The sequence below is a fragment of the Janibacter sp. DB-40 genome, from assembly GCF_029510815.1.
Lineage (GTDB): Bacteria > Actinomycetota > Actinomycetes > Actinomycetales > Dermatophilaceae > Janibacter.
Window position 1 is genome coordinate 2,789,939 of record NZ_CP120360.1, and the last position, 16,539, is coordinate 2,806,477.

Genomic DNA, 16,539 nt, shown 5'->3' on the forward strand with positions numbered 1-16,539 from the left:
CGATCGGAGGATCCTCAGAGGTGGGGGGATCCTGAGGGGGAGCCGTGCACGAGTACATCGCAGCGAGCAAGCCTGCCGAGGGGCGGCGGCGGGTCTACCGGATGAGCCGGATGGAGATGGAGCGCCACGGTCGCTGGCGCTCCCTCGTCCACACCCTCGTCGTTGCCGCGGCCCTGCTCCTGCTGCAGTACCCCCTGCGCCAGGTCGCCGTCGGTGACTGGGACGCCACCGATGCCGTCGCCCGGGGGACCTCGGCCCGGCTGAGCCTGCTCGTCGACGTCGCGCTGGTCGGCGCCTACCTCGCCGTGGCCTGGCGGGCGCTCGAGTTGCTGCTGGCCTGGAATCGACGCTCCGCGTGGCGAAGGCCGGCCCAGGCCGCAGCCGGTGCCGTCGCGATCGGCGCGTGCCTCGACCTGGCCGAGAACCTCGCCCTGTGGCGCGAGACCGGGGCCCAGGGGTGGCAGGGCGACCTGGCTGTCGCGTGGTCAGCTCCGAAGCTCGTGCTCGTGGTGAGCGGGCTCGGCGTACTGATGGCCCTCGGACGCTATGCGTGGTGGCGGTGGCACCGGCGGCCACCCGACCCCGAGACCGAGCCCGAGGTGGTCCGGCAGCCGGAGCGCATCATCTCCTGCTCGGGCGGGGGTGTGCGCTCCGCGGCCTTCTGCCTCGGAGGCCTGCAGGAGCTGAGCGATCAGCGCGTCGACGACGACCCGTCCAGTCCACGCGTGTACGACAGCGCCGACTACGTCGTGGGCGTCAGCGGAGGCGGGTACATCGCCGCGGCCTTCCACGCGGTGCGCTGGCACTCGCATCCCAGCGATGCGGAGACGGGGGAAGTCGACGCGGATCGGGGGTGGGCCGAGCTGGACCCCTACCAGTTCGCTCAGGAGTCCCCTGAGCTGCAGTGGCTGCGCCGCAACAGCAGGTACCTGCTCGACTCCGGCAGCAGCGCGCTCCAAGGACTGCTCTCGGTCCTCTTCGGCGTCGCGGTCAACCTCGTGCTGCTGACCGCCGTTCTCGGGGCAACCGCGTGGTTGCTCGGGTGGTACCTGGTCGCTTCCGGTGCGCTGACCGGCTGGCACAACACCGCCGCCCAGGCCCTGGGCTTCACGGACGGCCCGTGGGATGCGGTTCGATCCGTGTGGCTGGTCCCGGCCCTCGGGGTGCTGGCCTTCCTGCTCGGGAAGGTGGTGAGCAAGTTCGCCATCCTCCCGTACCGGGCGCAGACCGGGCTGCGGCGGCTCAGTGGTGCGCTCATCGTCGTCGGGACGCTGCTCATGGCACTGCTGCTGGGAGTGCCCGCCGCCCTGGCCGCGCTGCACAACTTCGCCGCGAGCAGTGGATCGGCGCTGGCCGGCCTGGTGCACGTCCTCGGTTTCGTCCCGGACGACGCATGCCTCGCGCAGCTCGCGGCGAACAACTCCGCCTGCGGTGTCTCGTCCGCCGGCCTGGCCACGACCGAGGCGGTCAACCAGCTCGAGGACAGGGGCACCGCGTCGGTGACCGAGCTGACCGCCGGAGGGGTGGCCGCCGTGGTCGCGGCCGTGTTGGCGGTGGCCAGGACGGCTCGCAGCGCCCTCGGCGGTGAGGGCACCTCCGGCTCCATGCTTCGCGGCGTCATCAACAGGTTCTGGTCGAGGATCAAGGGCGTCGTGCTCCCGTGGGCGGCAGTGGCGCTGGTGGCCGTCGTGGTGCTCGTCCTCCTGCTGCGCTGGAGCGCGGCCCTGGTCGCATCGCCGGAGAACCTCGCCTCGTGGGACCTCGCGCTGGGCCTCGTCATCGCCGTGCTCGCCGTCTGCCTGCTCACCGACGCGAACCTGACCTCCCTGCACCGGTTCTACAAGGAGCGGCTCTCCTGGGCCTTCATCATCGAGCGCACCCCCGGCAGCGCCGGGCCGCTGCAGTACCGGAAGCCACTGCGGTTCTCCCAGTCGAGACCGCCCAGCCGTCGCAAGGGACCGCGTCTCGTGGCGTGCGCGGTGGCGAACATCAACGACCCCGGTGTCGTGCCGGTCGGCCGCGGCTGCACTCCCTTCGTCTTCGATGACTCACACATCGGGCTGACGGATCAGCAACTGCCCTCCGGGGCGGCACTGGTCCCCAGCCAGCTCTTCGAGTTCACCGCGGATCGTCGGTTCGAGGACGCCACGATCCCCGCGGCGATGGCGATGAGCGGTGCGGCCTTCTCACCACTGGTCGGCAGGGAGAACGCCCGCGTCCGCCCGTACCGTCTGGTGCTGGCGCTGGGCAATGCCCGGCTCGGGGTGTGGTTGCCCAACCCGCTGTGGATCGACGAGCTCGCGGCCGTGCGACGCCTGGTCAAGACACGCAACACCGAGGAGACCCTGCGGGCCTGGTCCTGCCTGGGGCTGCCCGAGCGCAAGCGTCTGGTCACCACCTACCTCAACCAGGCAGACCAGAGGTGGCTGTGGGACCTCTTGCCGGACCCCTCCTCACCCGAAGCGGATGAGCGGGAGTACGCACGGCCCGAGGGCTGGCAACCCCCGGAGGCCGGAGAGGCTCGGCTGCGCGTACGCGGCTACAGAGTGGGTTACGCCTGCATCAGCACGCTCGCAAAGCCGGGGCCGGGACGACTGCTCGCGGAGGCCTTCGGCCGCACCTCGGTCTACGACCGGCGGCTCTACATCACCGATGGCGGCCACTACGACAACCTCGGCCTCGTCGAGGCACTGCGACGACGGCCCCGGGAGGTCATCGTGCTCGATGCCTCCTCCGACCCGGAGGACACCTTCCGGGCCCTCGGGCACGCCATCGCGACGGCACGCATGGACCTCGGCTGCGAGATCGACTTCGACCCCACGTCGATGTGCCGGGTGGCCGAGGCACGTTCAGCCGCAGCATGGGGCAACGGGTCCTACCGTTTCGACGACGGCGCCACGGGGGTCATCCGTTTGGCCAAGGTGATCATGGTCAACGGGCTGCCCTGGGACGTCGAGGCCTACTCCGGGCAGCATCCGCAGTTCCCGCGCACGAGCACCGGCGACCAGCTCTACGACGAGTTCGACCTCGAGGCCTACCGGGTCCTGGGCCGCGAAGTCACCAAGCAGCTGCTCGCCAACCCGCCGCAACCCCCGGCGCCTCCGGCGGCTGCGGCCACTGCCCCGGCAGCCGTGCTGGGCGCCGCCGTGGCCGTGGCCGGCCTCGCGATGAGCACTGGGCAGGAGGGGGAACAAACGGGTGAGACCGCCGGGTCGATCGAGTCCCCGTGAGAAGAAGATGGAGCCGGTGACGGGAATCGAACCCGCGTGTCCAGCTTGGGAAGCTGGCGCTCTACCATTGAGCTACACCGGCGCGGTTGCGCAGGCGCCATGCTAACCCACGTCGCCGGCCGATCCGGCACCCGGGTCTCGAGGCGCCCACGCGGCGCGTGTGACCGAGCTCGCTGAGCGAACTCACACCTCGACCGACGTGGGCGGGCGCATCCACTCCCTTCGAGGCTCCGGCCGTGGGCGGCCTCCGCACCTCAGGGAACGCGCACGCACGGCATGTGCGTCACGTCACCGCCCCTTTGCTTGCTCGCGCAAGCGTCTACAGGTGAAGATGAGAAGGACCGTCGGTAAGCGAACGCTTAGCGACGCCTCCAACGCCGGCCACACCGGCACTCGATCGACATGACCAGGAGCCATCATGGGTCACTACAAGAGCAACCTCCGCGACCTGGAGTTCAACCTCTTCGAGGTCTTCGGTCGCGGTGAGGTCCTGGGCCAGGGTCCGTACGAGGCCGTGGACGCCGACACCGCGCGCGAGATGCTCAAGGAGTACTCGCGCCTGGCCGAGAACGAGCTCGCCGAGTCCTTCGCCGACGCCGACCGCAACCCGCCGGTCTTCGACCCGCAGACCCACTCGGTCGCCATGCCCGAGTCCTTCAAGAAGTCCTTCCAGGCCTACAAGGACTCCGGCTTCTGGTCCCTGGACGTCCCGGAGGAGCTCGACGGCACCGTCGCTCCCCCGTCGCTGCGCTGGGCGATGAACGAGCTCGTCCTCGGCGCCAACCCGGCCATCGGGATGTTCGGCGCCAGCTACTCCTTCGCCAACCTGCTCTACCTGCTCGGCACCCCCGACCAGAAGAAGTTGGCCAAGTGGATCGTCGACAACCACTGGCACTGCACCATGGTCCTCACCGAGCCCGACGCCGGCTCCGACGTGGGCGCCGGCCGCACGAAGGCCACCGACAACGGCGACGGCACCTGGAACATCGAGGGCGTCAAGCGCTTCATCACCTCGGCCGAGTCCGACATGAGCGACAACATCATCCACTTCGTCCTCGCCCGCCCCGAGGGTGCCGGCCCCGGCACCAAGGGCCTGAGCCTCTACATCGTCTCCAAGTACGACGTCGACCTCGAGACCGGTGAGCTCGGCGAGCGCAACGGCGCCTACGTCACCAACGTCGAGCACAAGATGGGGCTGAAGGTCTCCACGACCTGCGAGGTGACCTTCGGCGAGAAGCACGCCGCCGTCGGCACCCTCTTCGGCGGGGTCCACGACGGCATCGCGCAGATGTTCCGCGTCATCGAGAACGCCCGCATGCTCGTCGGCACGAAGGCCATCGCCACCCTCTCGACGGGGTACCTCAACGCGCTCGAGTACGCCAAGGAGCGTGTCCAGGGAGCCGACCTGACCACGCCCGCCAAGGACGCCCCGCGCGTGACCATCACCCACCACCCGGACGTGCGGCGGTCCCTGATGCTGCAGAAGTCCTACGCCGAGGGCCTGCGCGCGCTCATCGCCTTCACCTCCAGCCAGCAGGACACCGTCGACGTCCAGCAGCGCGAGACCGGCTCGGAGGAGATCGCGGACGAGACCCCCGCCGCGATGGCCAACCGCGTCAACGACCTGCTGCTGCCGATCGTCAAGGGCCTGGGCTCCGAGCGCGCCTGGACGCTGCTGGGCACCGAGTCGCTGCAGACCTTCGGTGGTTCCGGCTTCCTGCAGGAGTACCCGATCGAGCAGTACGTCCGCGACGCGAAGATCGACACCCTCTACGAGGGCACGACCGCGATCCAGGGCATGGACTTCTTCTTCCGCAAGATCGTGCGCGACAACGGCCAGGCGCTGGGTCACCTCGCGATGCAGATCCAGGAGTTCGCCCAGGACGTCGATGCGCAGGGTGGCGCCCTGAAGGTCGAGCGCGAGCTGCTGGCCAAGGGCCTGGAGGACGTCCAGGGCATCCTCGGCGCGATGTTCCAGGCGCTGATGGCCTCCGACCCCAAGCAGGAGGGCTCGGACATCACCAACATCTACAAGGTCGGGCAGAACACCTCCCGCCTGCTGCTCGGCGCCGGCGACCTCGTCGTCGGCTGGCTGCTCCTGCGCCAGGCCGCCGTCGCGACCGAGGCCCTGCAGGGCGAGGTCTCCGCGGCGGACAAGGACTTCTACACCGGCAAGATCGCCGCGGCGAGCTTCTTCGCCAAGAACGTCCTGCCCCGCCTGGCCTCCGAGAAGGCCATCGCCGAGGCGACCGACAACTCCCTCATGGAGGTGCCCGAGTCGGCCTTCTGATTCGACACACCCCGAGCGAAGGGGGCTGACCACCGGCCGGTGGTCAGCCCCCTTCGTCGTGCTCTGCGGCTCCCTCTCACAGCGCCCGTCGATGGAGGTGCGTCACCAGCCTCCTTTGCCGTGGAAGGCTCGACGCACCCCCTTGACCAGGTTGCGTCGCCGGAATCGCCACCCGAAGTACTCCCGAAGATCCAAGGACGCCTTCTGGACGGCGATCGCGGACTCGTGCTCCTGTTGCGCCCAGTCCGCCACGGTGGTGATGCCCAGGTTTCGGGCGGTCAACGGCATCCGACGACGGAAGGCCTCGTCGTCGACCAGGCGTGTGTGGGGAGAGCGAGGATCGTCCATGTTCTCTTCGCGCAGGAACGGGTACAGCCAACCGTTGACTGCTCCACGACAGGCCAGCTCGATGCAGTACCGCGTGAAGGATTGACCTTCTCGGAGCAGTCCTTGGCGGTGGACGAGGGTCCGCGGCAGAAGGTAGCCACTGCCCTGAACCCAGTGATTGCGCAGGAGGCTGACGCCGCCGGCGAAATGCTGGACCTTGCGCTCAGCAAGTTCCGGGACGAAGTCCTCGTCACGGAAACGCCAGCACCCCACCGCACCGAACTCGGGGTTGGCACCGTGCGCTGCCCGCAACCGCTCGATCCACCCGGGCTCGGGGAGGCAGTCGTCATCCACCTTGGACACGAACGCGCCATCTCCCTCGGCCCACAACCAGTTCGTGGGAGCCGTCAGCCGAACATTCTCCCGGCTGTGATGGAAGCGGTGGACTCGGGGATCCCCGGCGTAGGAACGGGCCACCTCGAGCGTCTCCTCATCCATACCGTTGTGCCACAACCACACACGGGTGGCTTCGTCGCAGGTGTCGAGGAGGTGCGGGAGGGACTTCCTCAGATAACTCGCGTCGTTGTAGGAGATCATCAGGACATCAACGGTCGACACCGATCCACCATAGGCCGCGCAGCGGGCTCCTCGGGGCATGACGAGGACCGAAGGGCGGCGTGCAGGCCGCCGCACAGTGGAACCCCCGCTCCGTCCTTCACCCGCCTAAGATGGAACACGGCGGATGTCTCGAGTCCGTGACGCCCCGGGGACGGCATGGGGATGGCATCACGAGGCGGTCGAGAAGGGGGAGAGTGCATGGATGTTTGGCGAATCACCGTGGCCCTGCTGCGGCGTTGGTACGTGTTCATCCCGCTGCTGGCCCTGAGCGGGTGGGGCGCAGTGATGGTCGGTCAGGGAGTGCGGCCGGAGTATGCGGTCGAGGCCACCGCGGTCCTCGTCGCAGGTCCCGGGGCAAGCGACGTCGACGGCCCCTACGGGGGGAGGGAGAGCACCAGCGAGGTGCTGGCCATCGTGCTGGACAGCGCAGCGTCCCGGGACCTCGTGGAGAAGCAGGGACTGGAGCGGGACTACGAGATCGAGACCCAAGAACGCAGCAGCATCATCCGGCTGGACGTCCTGAGCGACTCGGAGAGCGTGGGTACGCAGACCCTTGCGACGGTGCTCCAGATGAGCGAGCAGGAGCTGGCAGCGCGACAGGACAAGGCGGGCATCCGACCGAACGCCCAGATCTCGCTCCAGGTCCTGCAGCAGCCTGCAGTAGACGAAGTGGTGGAGACGGGAAAGATGCGCAACATGGCCATCGTCGGGGTCATCGGCGCTGCGTTCTCGTTGCTGATCACGCTGCTCTTCGACGACATCATGGGGCTCCTGCGGCGACGGTTGAGCCGTCGGCGGGAACGCCGACCCCAACCTGCAACCTCGGCCTCAGAGATGCCGGAAGCGGCGGGGGTCGACCCTTCGGAGACCTCGGCCTCGGATGCGCCTGTGCCGGATTATGCACCGGCACCGAGCCGCAGCAAGACATGAGCGCAGATCCGGTGATCCACCGTGGCCGATGAGCAGCGCGAAGTCGAGCTCTGGAAGCCGGTCCTGCTCCACACCCCCACCTCGATCCGACGAGCTCGACGTGACTGGAAACCCACCCTCGTCCGCGGCCAGCTCATCACCTCCTTCGGCCTCCTCGCTGGCTTCATGGTTCTGCAGTTCCTCATCCCGGCGCGTCTCGTCATCGGGGGGATGGGGGCGGTCGGACGGCCGCCCGTCGCCATCGGACTCCTGCTGGCCTTCATCTGGGCAGTCTCCGCCGTCCGTCCGCACCAGCTGCCCCCGGGCAGGCAGCCGATCCGGTGGATCCTGGGCGTCTTCCTGCTCGTGCAGCTGGTCGGGCTGGTCGTCGGCCTGGACCGCCTTCCCTCCGCAGCCCAAGTCAGCTCGGCCTACCGCTGGCTCATCCTGGTCGTCGCCATGTCGGGTGTGGCCCTGGCCGTCACGGACGGCATCCGAACACGCGACGAGCTCGACCGTCTGCTGCGCCTCCTCGTGGCGTCAACCGCTGTCATGTCCGTGGTGGGGGTGCTGCAATTCTTCGGGGTCGTCGACCTGACGACGTACATCCGGGTCCCGGGGCTCAACATGAACCAGGAGCTGGTCGGGATCGGGGCTCGGGGTGATCTGGAGTTCGCCCGGGTCGCAGGGACAGCTGCCCACTACATCGAGTTCGGAGTCGTGCTGGCCCTCGTCCTGCCGGTCGCCCTGCACTACGCCCTCTTCTCCCCACCCGGCCGGATACTGGTGTGGAACTGGTGCGCTGTCGTCATCATCGCCTTGGGCATCCCCATGTCCATCTCGCGATCGGCCGTCGTGACCACGATCGTGGCGATGGGCATGATGGCCATCGTCTGGCCCTGGCGCCAGCGCTACAACGCGTTGGTGCTCGCAGTGCTGGCCACCGCCGTCTTCCACGTCCTCAATCGCGGAGTCCTGGGCACCATCAAGGCCCTCTTCACGAATGTCGAGAATGACCCGAGCGTTCAGGACCGAATCGAGCGCACGGCCATCGTGATGGACATGTGGGACAGGCGCCCCATCTTCGGGTGGGGCGCCGGGATGGTCACACCCGAAGAGTTTCTCCTGCTGGACAACCAGTTCTACGTGTTCCTTCTGGCCGGCGGCGTCATCGCGGTACTCGCCTTCGTCCTGCTCTTCTTCGTGCCCTACCTCCTCGGTCGCAGCGTCCGCCTTCGCGGCCGGGATCAAGAAACTCGGCACCTGGGGCACGCCCTGGCCGTGACGATGCCGGCGGCGATCGTCGCCAGCGGGACATTCGACTCGTTCTACTTCACCACCTTCGTCGGCGTCATGTACGTCCTGATCGGTGCAATGGGGGCCCTGTGGCGGCTCGACGGCACGGCCTGGACCCGTCCGCTGGTCGTCTCCGATCCCGGCGACAGGTTGGTCGCCACTCCCCTCTTCGCGGATGTGCGTGCGCGTCTGCTCCGGGCGTGGCGAGCGACCGCCCCACCCGCTGGCCCCCGTGGAAGGGGGTGAGTCCCGATGCTGGTCAGCCGGACGGCTTTGCGCGAGACTCCCTTCATGGAGGACATCCGTGCGCGCGCCATCCGGACCGTCCGCAGCATCGCCGCGTCCGTCATCAACCCGCCATACGCCCCACCGGGGCACTACTACTCGCCGACGACGGCCGTCGCCGACCGTGAACGTGCTGCCTCTTGGCGCACGGCCACACCCGTGGGAGTGGACCTGAACGAGGCCGGCCAGACTCGGGTCATGGCCGAGCTGGCACCGATGCTGACGGAGCTGCCGGAAGACCGGTGGGAGGGCAATGGGATGTACGGTCGGGCCGACGCCGCAGTGCTCCATGCCATGCTGCGCCACCACCGACCCCGACGGTTGCTCGAGGTCGGGTCGGGGTACTCGACCGCCGCCGCGCTCGATGTCGTCGACCGTCACCTGCCCGAGCTCGAGATCACCTGTGTGGAGCCGAACCCTGAGCGGCTGCGGTCACGACTTCGCCCCACCGACGACATCGACATCATCGAGGCCCCGGTGCAGGATGCACCGATTGAGATCTTCTCCCAGCTCGAGACCGGCGATGTGCTGCTCATCGATTCCACGCATGTCCTGAAGTCCGGCTCCGACGTCGCCTGGTTGTACCTGCACGTCCTGCCCACGCTTCCCGCCGGCATCATCGTCCACGTCCACGACATCCACTGGCCCTTCGAATATCCGGAGCAGTGGATTCGTGAGGGTCGCGACTGGACCGAGGCGTACCTCCTGCGAGCCTTCCTCACCCACAACGACGCCTGGCAGATCCAGCTGATGACGTCCTGGGTCTGGACCACCCGCCCGGACCTGGTGCCCGAGCCCCTCAGAGGCCGACCCACAGGCTCGCTGTGGATGCGGCGCGTGTGACGCGCCCCGGGTGTCGCGAGGAGTCGCTGTGATCGACTGTCTGCTGATCATCGTCTCCTACCGGAGCGCACCCGACATCGCCCAGCTGCTGGACACGGTCCCGGCGGCGGCGGGGGATCTCGTGTGGCGGGCGGTCGTCGTCAACAACGAACCCACTGATGACCTCGCCCCGGTCCTCGCCGGCCATCCGAAGGTCGAGCTCGTGGAGTCGGGGGCGAACGTGGGATACGCCGGTGGAATCAACCGCGCCCTGGTGGGGGCGACCGCGAGTCGGTGGACTGTCTTCCTCAATCCCGACCTGCGCCTCGAGCCGGGAGCCCTTGCCGGCATGGCCGCCGCTGCGGGTGACGCCGATGCTGTGACTCCGGCGATCGTCGATGACCGGGGGCACCCGCAGTCTTCCCTGCGACGGGAGCCGACCATCCTCGGTTCACTCGGCGACGCACTCTTCGGGGACCGCTGGCCGGGCCGACCGGCCCGACTCGGCGAGAGGGTGCGGGACCCTCGTGCGTATGCCTCATCCGGGACGACTGACTGGGCCACCGGCGCCGCGCTCCTGGTGCCCACGCCGTTGGTCCGTGCCGTCGGCCTCTGGGACGAGCGCAGATTCTTCCTGTACTCGGAGGAGACCGACTACTGTCGACGGTTGCGCGCGTCCGGGGCATCCATCCGATTTCAGCCGGATGCCGTCGTGCGCCATCGCGGTGCCGGCTCGGGGACGTCGGACGCCCTGCACGCCCTCCAGGAAGTCAACCGCGTGCGCTATTTCCGCAAGTGGCACGGCCCCCTCACGAGCACGGGATTCGCCGGCGTCGTGATCCTCAAGGGCGTGCTGCGTGCAAACCAGCCCCGCAGTCGAGCGGCGCTTCGGGCCCTGCTCTCGCCCACCGCGCGCGCCACGCTGCCCGGCGGTCTCCGATGAGCGCACCCCTGGGGACCATCGTCATCGCAGCCCACGACGAGGAAGCTGTCATCGCCCGCACACTGGCGCACCTGAACGACGTCGTCGAGCAGGGACTGGTCGACGTCGTCGTCGTGTGCAACGGGTGCAGCGACCGGACCGCCGAGGTCGCTCGCACGTTCACCCACGTGCGGGTCCGTGAGCTGGACCGCCCTTCGAAGACGGCGGCCCTGCGCGAAGGTGATCGCCTCGCCGTCCCGGGCCCGCGCATCTACCTCGATGCCGACATCGAGATGACCGGCCGGGCAGCGGTGGAGACGCTGCATGCACTGGAGCGGGACGTACTCGTCGGGCGGCCACCCCACCGCTACGACAGCACCGGTGCCAGCTGGGTGGTGCACCGCTGGTACGGCATCCGAGCCCGGCTCCCCTCGGTGGCCGGTGCCCTGTGGGGTGCTGGCTGCTACGCGCTGTCCGAGAGCGCTCGAGCACGCTTCGACGAGTTCCCCGAGGTCATCGGCGACGACCTCTTCATCGACTCGCTGTTCAGTGGCCACGAGGTGACGATCATCGACACGGACCCGGTGGTCGTCCACACTCCTCTGCGGCTGCGCGGCCTCCTTCTCATCCTGCGGCGGACCTACCGCACGCATGGCCAGGTCTGCCCTGGCGTTGGAACCGGGCGCGGCGCACGAGGTCAACAGCTGCGGGACCTCCGGCTCTTGGTGCACCAGGACCCACGACGGGCACCGGACGTGGCCGTGTACGCCTTCGTGGTCGTCCTGGCACGGCTGCGCGCTCGACTCGGATCGAGCACCCGGTGGGAGCGCGACGACAGCTCCCGGGCCGGTTTTGACCGGTGACACCGCGCGAACCGGTGTGCCATGCTTCAGCATGGCGAGGGAGATGGAGGGGTGACATGCTGTCGGTTCCCGAGCTGCTGAAGAAGGGGCCCGCGCGACAGCTTGCCCGGCGAGTGAGTGCCCGCTCTCGCGCGCGCAAGATCGACCTGCTGCGCACCAACATCCGGCCCGGGTCCCGCGTCCTCCTCGTCGGGGTGTCACCGGAGGAGGGCATCGGCACCGAGTCCGCGGTCGAGCGCGGTCTGCTCGACCACGCCCAGGTGACGTGTCTCGTCTACGGGGCCTGCCCGAGCAGGCTGTGGGGTCGACCCACCCTCCGCGGCGATGCTCGCGCGCTGCCCTTCGCCGATGGCTCGTTCGACTACGTGGTCAGCAATGCCGTCATCGAGCACGTGGGCGGCCCGGACGGCGCGCGGCAGATGATCACGGAGTCCCGTCGGGTGGGTCGGCTCGGCTACCTGCACACCACGCCCAACCGGTGGTTTCCCATCGAACCGCACCTCATGGTGCCCCTCGTCCACTGGCTCCCCGAAAAAGCTCGGCAGCGTGGGTTCGCGGCGCTGGGCTTCTCCGGCTACACCCGGTCGAACTACTGGCTCTTCTCCAGGCGCACCCTCCGCGAGCTCGGCGCGAACGCGTCCCGGTGCACCGGCAGGTGGCCCGCCATGACGCTGCTCGCCCACTCAGAGCCCCTCGCACGGGACACGTGATGGAAGGGCGGACGGGCGATCGCCGGCGCATCCTGACCGAGCTCCCGCTCCCTCTCGGTCCCGGCGCGGGGCCGCTCGACGCACTCGGTCTGGCGGTGGCCATCGAGGACGGCTGCGGCGTGACCCTGCCGGACCACGTCATCACGGTGGACCATCTCGGCGATCTCGCCTCGATCGAGGTCGTCCTCGATGGCCTCTCCGGGAGCACCTAATGTGCGGCATCGCCGGCACGCTGTCCTTCGACCGGCCACCCGAGATCGAGATGGTGCGACGGATGTTGTGCCGGCTGCCGCACCGGGGTCCGGACGGCAGCGGGATCTACCGGGACGAGCACGTCGCCCTCGGCCACACCCGACTGGCCATCGTCGACGTGGCCGGCGGCGCCCAACCGATGGGCACCGAGGACGAGTCCGTCTGGGTCACCTTCAACGGAGAGATCTTCAACCACGTCGAGCTGCGGCAGGAACTGATCGGCCTCGGTCACCGCTTCCGGACCCGCAGCGACACCGAGGTCATCCTCCACGCATGGCAGCAGTGGCAGGAGGAATGCTTCTCGCGGTTCAATGGCCAGTGGGCCCTGGCCATCTGGGAGCCACGAGGTCACCGGCTCATCCTGTCCCGGGACCGGCTGGGGGTCCGACCGCTCTACCTCACTCGTCACCGCGGCAGGGTCACCTTCGCCTCCGAGATCAAGGCGATCTTCGCCGACCCGGACGTACCGCGCTCCCTCGACCGGACCGGCCTCGCCGAGACCATGACCTTCTGGAGCACGGTCGCGCCCCGCACGGTCTTCGCGGGAGTCGAGCAACTGCCCCCCGGGCACCTGGCGGTCATCACCGAGCGGTCGCACGACGTGCGCCCCTACTGGCGTCCAGAGTTCCCTGAGCGCCGGCAGGAGCCGGCCCACGACCTGGAACGCAACGCGTCAGAGCTGAGGGACCGTCTGGTCGAGGCGGTGCAGCTGAGGTTCCTGCGCAGCGACGTCCCGGTCGGCACCTACCTCTCCGGAGGTATCGATTCCGCCGTCATCGCTGCCGTCATCGCCCGGCACACCGATGTTCGCCTCGAGACGTTCTCCCTGCGGTTCTCCGACGGGGACTTCGACGAGGGATCGTTCCAGCAGGTGATGGCTCAGCGGCTCGGAACCGAGCACCACGAGATCACCATCGACGCACATGACATCGGTGCCGCCTTCCCCGACGTGGTCCGGCACGCGGAGACCCCGGTCCTGCGTGCGGCGCCGACCCCCATGTTCCTGCTGTCGGCGTTCGCCCGAGAGCACGGTTACCCGGTCGTGGTCACCGGGGAGGGCGCCGACGAAGTCCTCGCCGGGTACGACATCTTCCGAGAGGCGCGCCTTCGCGAGTTCGTCGCGCGCGACCCCGAGTCACTGCTGCGACCTCAGGCGCTGGACCTGCTGTACCCGTGGATGGCTCGGGCGCCGGGCTCAGCACCGGCCTTCGCCCGGGAGTTCTTCAGCCGCAACCTCTCCGTCGACGACCCAGCGATGTCGCACCGGCCACGGTGGGACAGCTCGGCGTCCCTGCTGGCCCTGACCGTTCCCCACCCCGAGTGGCCGACCGACGTCACCACCGGTCTGGTGGCCCGCATGCCCGTCGAGCACCGGGCGTGGGATCCGCTGAGTCGCGCCCAGTGGCTGGAGATGTCCACCCTCCTTCCCGGTTACATCCTCTCCTCGCAGGGTGACCGGATGCTCATGGCCAACTCGGTCGAGGGTCGTTTCCCCTTCCTGGACAAGAACGTCGTCGAGCTGGCCGGCCGACTGCCCGCCCGGCACAAGCTGCTCGGCCTGGACGAGAAGCACGTGCTGAAGAAGGCCTTCGCCGACCTCCTCCCCGAGGAGATCGTCCACCGTCCGAAGCAGCCCTACCGGTCCCCGGATGCGGCTGCGTTCTTCGGGCGCGACCCGACCACGTGGGTGGAGGCGGTGACGTCGCCTGAGGAGGTGGACGCGGCCGGCATATTCGAGCCCCGCGCCGTCGCTGCCCTCACGACCAAGTGTCGACGGAAGGGAGGAGTGGGCATGAGCAACACGGACAACATGAGGGTCCTTGCCATACTCTCGACTCAGCTCCTGCACCGTCAGTTCATCGTCGGAGACGGCTCATCGGCGGCTGACCGCCCGCTGGCCGAACCGACGATGATCATCGATCGAGCAGCTCACAGCTAGGGGATGGACATGTCAGACGCATTCGGCCCGCACACGCTTCAGCTCGACCTGTCAGCGACGACGGCCCGTATCGCTGAGCGCCTCCGCGACTACCTCCGTCGATCCCGGAGGAAGGGGGTCGTCGTCGCGCTGTCCGGGGGGATCGACTCCAGCGTCGTGGCGGCCTTGGCCGTGGAGGCCCTCGGCGCCGAACGCGTCTTCGGGATCCACATGCCCGAGCGGGAGTCGTCGTCCGAGACGCTGCGGATCAGCACCAGCCTGTCCGATGCCTTCGGGATCGACTCCGCGACGGAAGACATCACCGACGCGCTGGAGGCCTTCGGCGCGTACCGCCGCAGGGACGAGGCCATCCGGCTCGTCTGCCCCGACTACGGGCCGGGGTACCGCTCCAAGATCGTGCTCCCCTCGGTCGTCGACTCCGACAGCTACCGGCTCTACTCCGTGGTGGTCGTGGACCCGGATGGTGCGCAGCAGCAATACCGGTTGACCCAGGAGGCCTACCTGGGCGTCGTGGCGGCGACGAACTTCAAGCAGCGCACCCGCAAGGCCCTCGAGTACTACCACGCCGACCGCCTGAACCACATCGTCGCCGGAACGCCCAACCGGCTGGAGTTCGACCAGGGCTTCTTCGTCAAGCTCGGTGACGGTGCCGCGGACATCAAACCCATCGCCCACCTGTACAAGTGCCAGGTCTACGCGCTGGCCGAGCACCTGGGCGTCCCGGAGGAGATCCGCTCCCGCCCCTCGACGACGGACACCTACTCCCTGCCCCAGTCGCAGGAAGAGTTCTACTTCTCCCTCCCCCACGACCGCATGGACCTCTGTCTGTACGGCAAGAACCACGACATCCCGCTGGAGCAGGTCGCGAGCGCGGCCGGGTTGACCCTCGAGCAGCTCGAACGCGTCTACCGCGACATCGACCAGAAGCGGCGCACGACCGAATACCTGCACCTGGCACCCGAGCTCGTCGAGGATGTCCCGGAGGTCTGACCCACGACATCACCGTGGGGGAAGTGCTCCGAGCGACTCGTACAGGTGATGACTCCACGTCCTGAGCCGGGCGCTGTCGGTGCCGTGTCCCAGATGAGTCATCACGGAGGCGAGCACCGATCGGACGCACTTGAGCTCCATGGCCAGCCTGACCAGCTCCCGATCGAGCGGCGCACCGAAGGCCGCCTCGTACGCGGAGACGAAAGACTCGACCCGGGCAGGGTCCGCCCCCACGAGCACCACGGCGCACGCCCCCACCTCGAGAGCGCGCGGCGCTGGCACGGCGTTGTCGAAGTCCAGCAGCGCGCGTACCCGGAATCGCTCGTCGAAAATCAGGTTCTCCCAGTTGACGTCGTTGTGAATCAGGACGATGTCCGACCCACCGACGCCGGGCGTGACCGACTGGCGGGACAGTCGAGCCGCACGTTCGGCGAGCTCCGGAACGACGTGAAGGATCCATCGATCGAACTCGGTCTTGCCCGGCTTCAGCCGTAGGGCCTGCCATCTCGACAGAAGGCGCCGCCGGGGCCGGCGGATCTCGCGCAGCAGGTCGCGCGGCAGTTCCAGCAGGAGATCAGGATCGACAGCATCTGTGTCGCCCGCCAAGGTGCCACTGGTCTGGTGCAGGGCCGCGATGAGGCGGGCCAGATCGCCCACGAGGTCCGGGTGGTCACCGATCGTGGCGTCGCGGTCCGCGATCGAGATCTGCTGACCCTCGACCCAGCCGTGGAGCGAGTACCACGTGGACCCTTCTCGGACGAGGGTCTCGCCGTACTGGGTCCGGCGCAACGGCGCGGCAGGGAACCCGTTGTCGGTCAACCGCAGCTCGAGCGCGTGGGTGGCAGCCAGGCCCTCGACGGTGGCCGCTGACGTGTGACTCTTCACGGCCCACTCACGGCCTTCGGCCCGGACCCGGAATCCTCGGTGTCTTCCCGTACCCGCGACCAGGGGACCGAGGACCTCCCAGGACCCGAGCGAGATCCCGAAGTGTGCGAGCACGTCCGGAAGAGCTGGATCGGGTCCCACGGCTGCCGAATCCGATGGAGAAACCGCCATGCGCGAGTCTAACCCCCGGTAGAGTGACTC

Annotated in this window: 13 protein-coding genes and 1 tRNA gene; 11 read left to right on the top strand and 3 right to left on the bottom strand. The window is 68.6% G+C overall.

What is annotated here, in order from left to right:
• Window positions 1-44: 44 nt before the first annotated feature.
• Window positions 45-3,230, top strand: coding sequence for a hypothetical protein (locus tag PVE36_RS13385; protein ID WP_277453023.1), 3,186 nt, complete (start codon window positions 45-47; stop codon window positions 3,228-3,230).
• Window positions 3,231-3,238: 8 nt separating this feature from the next.
• On the opposite strand, the gene PVE36_RS13390 is transcribed toward PVE36_RS13385, so the two are convergent.
• A tRNA-Gly gene (locus tag PVE36_RS13390) sits at window positions 3,239-3,312 on the bottom strand.
• A 336-nt stretch (window positions 3,313-3,648) separates the two neighbouring features.
• On the opposite strand from PVE36_RS13390, the gene PVE36_RS13395 reads away from it, so the two are divergent.
• On the top strand, window positions 3,649-5,520 hold the full coding sequence (locus tag PVE36_RS13395; protein WP_277453024.1) for an acyl-CoA dehydrogenase: 1,872 nt from the start codon (window positions 3,649-3,651) through the stop codon (window positions 5,518-5,520).
• A gap of 102 nt (window positions 5,521-5,622) precedes the next feature.
• Here the strand turns inward: PVE36_RS13395 and PVE36_RS13400 are convergent, their stop codons facing one another.
• Window positions 5,623-6,465, bottom strand: coding sequence for a glycosyltransferase (locus tag PVE36_RS13400; RefSeq protein WP_277453026.1), 843 nt, complete (start codon window positions 6,463-6,465; stop codon window positions 5,623-5,625).
• A 219-nt stretch (window positions 6,466-6,684) separates the two neighbouring features.
• On the opposite strand from PVE36_RS13400, the gene PVE36_RS13405 reads away from it, so the two are divergent.
• From PVE36_RS13405 to nadE, 9 genes are read left to right on the top strand one after another with little or no spacing between them, the layout of a single operon-like run.
• Window positions 6,685-7,395, top strand: a complete 711-nt coding sequence (locus tag PVE36_RS13405; RefSeq protein ID WP_277453028.1) for a hypothetical protein — start codon at window positions 6,685-6,687, stop codon at window positions 7,393-7,395.
• A 21-nt stretch (window positions 7,396-7,416) separates the two neighbouring features.
• Entirely contained in the window at window positions 7,417-8,916 is a 1,500-nt protein-coding gene (locus PVE36_RS13410; RefSeq protein ID WP_277453029.1) for an O-antigen ligase family protein, read from the top strand.
• Window positions 8,917-8,961: 45 nt separating this feature from the next.
• Window positions 8,962-9,798 (top strand): class I SAM-dependent methyltransferase, encoded by an 837-nt coding sequence (locus PVE36_RS13415; protein ID WP_277453030.1) that lies wholly within the window; start codon window positions 8,962-8,964, stop codon window positions 9,796-9,798.
• A gap of 28 nt (window positions 9,799-9,826) precedes the next feature.
• Window positions 9,827-10,720 (top strand): glycosyltransferase family 2 protein, encoded by an 894-nt coding sequence (locus PVE36_RS13420; protein WP_277453032.1) that lies wholly within the window; start codon window positions 9,827-9,829, stop codon window positions 10,718-10,720.
• Window positions 10,717-11,562 (top strand): glycosyltransferase, encoded by an 846-nt coding sequence (locus PVE36_RS13425; protein WP_277453033.1) that lies wholly within the window; start codon window positions 10,717-10,719, stop codon window positions 11,560-11,562. The genes PVE36_RS13420 and PVE36_RS13425 overlap by 4 nt, the downstream gene beginning before the upstream one ends.
• Before the next feature lie 56 nt (window positions 11,563-11,618).
• The gene (locus PVE36_RS13430; protein ID WP_277453034.1) at window positions 11,619-12,272 is read left to right on the top strand and encodes a class I SAM-dependent methyltransferase; all 654 of its coding nucleotides are present in this window, start codon (window positions 11,619-11,621) and stop codon (window positions 12,270-12,272) included.
• Window positions 12,272-12,484, top strand: coding sequence for a hypothetical protein (locus tag PVE36_RS13435; protein ID WP_277453036.1), 213 nt, complete (start codon window positions 12,272-12,274; stop codon window positions 12,482-12,484). Before PVE36_RS13430 ends, PVE36_RS13435 begins: the two co-directional genes overlap by 1 nt.
• Entirely contained in the window at window positions 12,484-14,463 is a 1,980-nt protein-coding gene (asnB, locus tag PVE36_RS13440) for an asparagine synthase (glutamine-hydrolyzing) (protein ID WP_277453038.1), read from the top strand. Before PVE36_RS13435 ends, asnB begins: the two co-directional genes overlap by 1 nt.
• Before the next feature lie 9 nt (window positions 14,464-14,472).
• Entirely contained in the window at window positions 14,473-15,453 is a 981-nt protein-coding gene (gene nadE, locus PVE36_RS13445) for an NAD(+) synthase (RefSeq protein WP_277453039.1), read from the top strand.
• Between the two features lie 9 nt (window positions 15,454-15,462).
• Here the strand turns inward: nadE and PVE36_RS13450 are convergent, their stop codons facing one another.
• On the bottom strand, window positions 15,463-16,509 hold the full coding sequence (locus PVE36_RS13450; RefSeq protein ID WP_277455850.1) for an aminoglycoside phosphotransferase family protein: 1,047 nt from the start codon (window positions 16,507-16,509) through the stop codon (window positions 15,463-15,465).
• Between the last annotated feature and the right edge of the window lie 30 nt (window positions 16,510-16,539).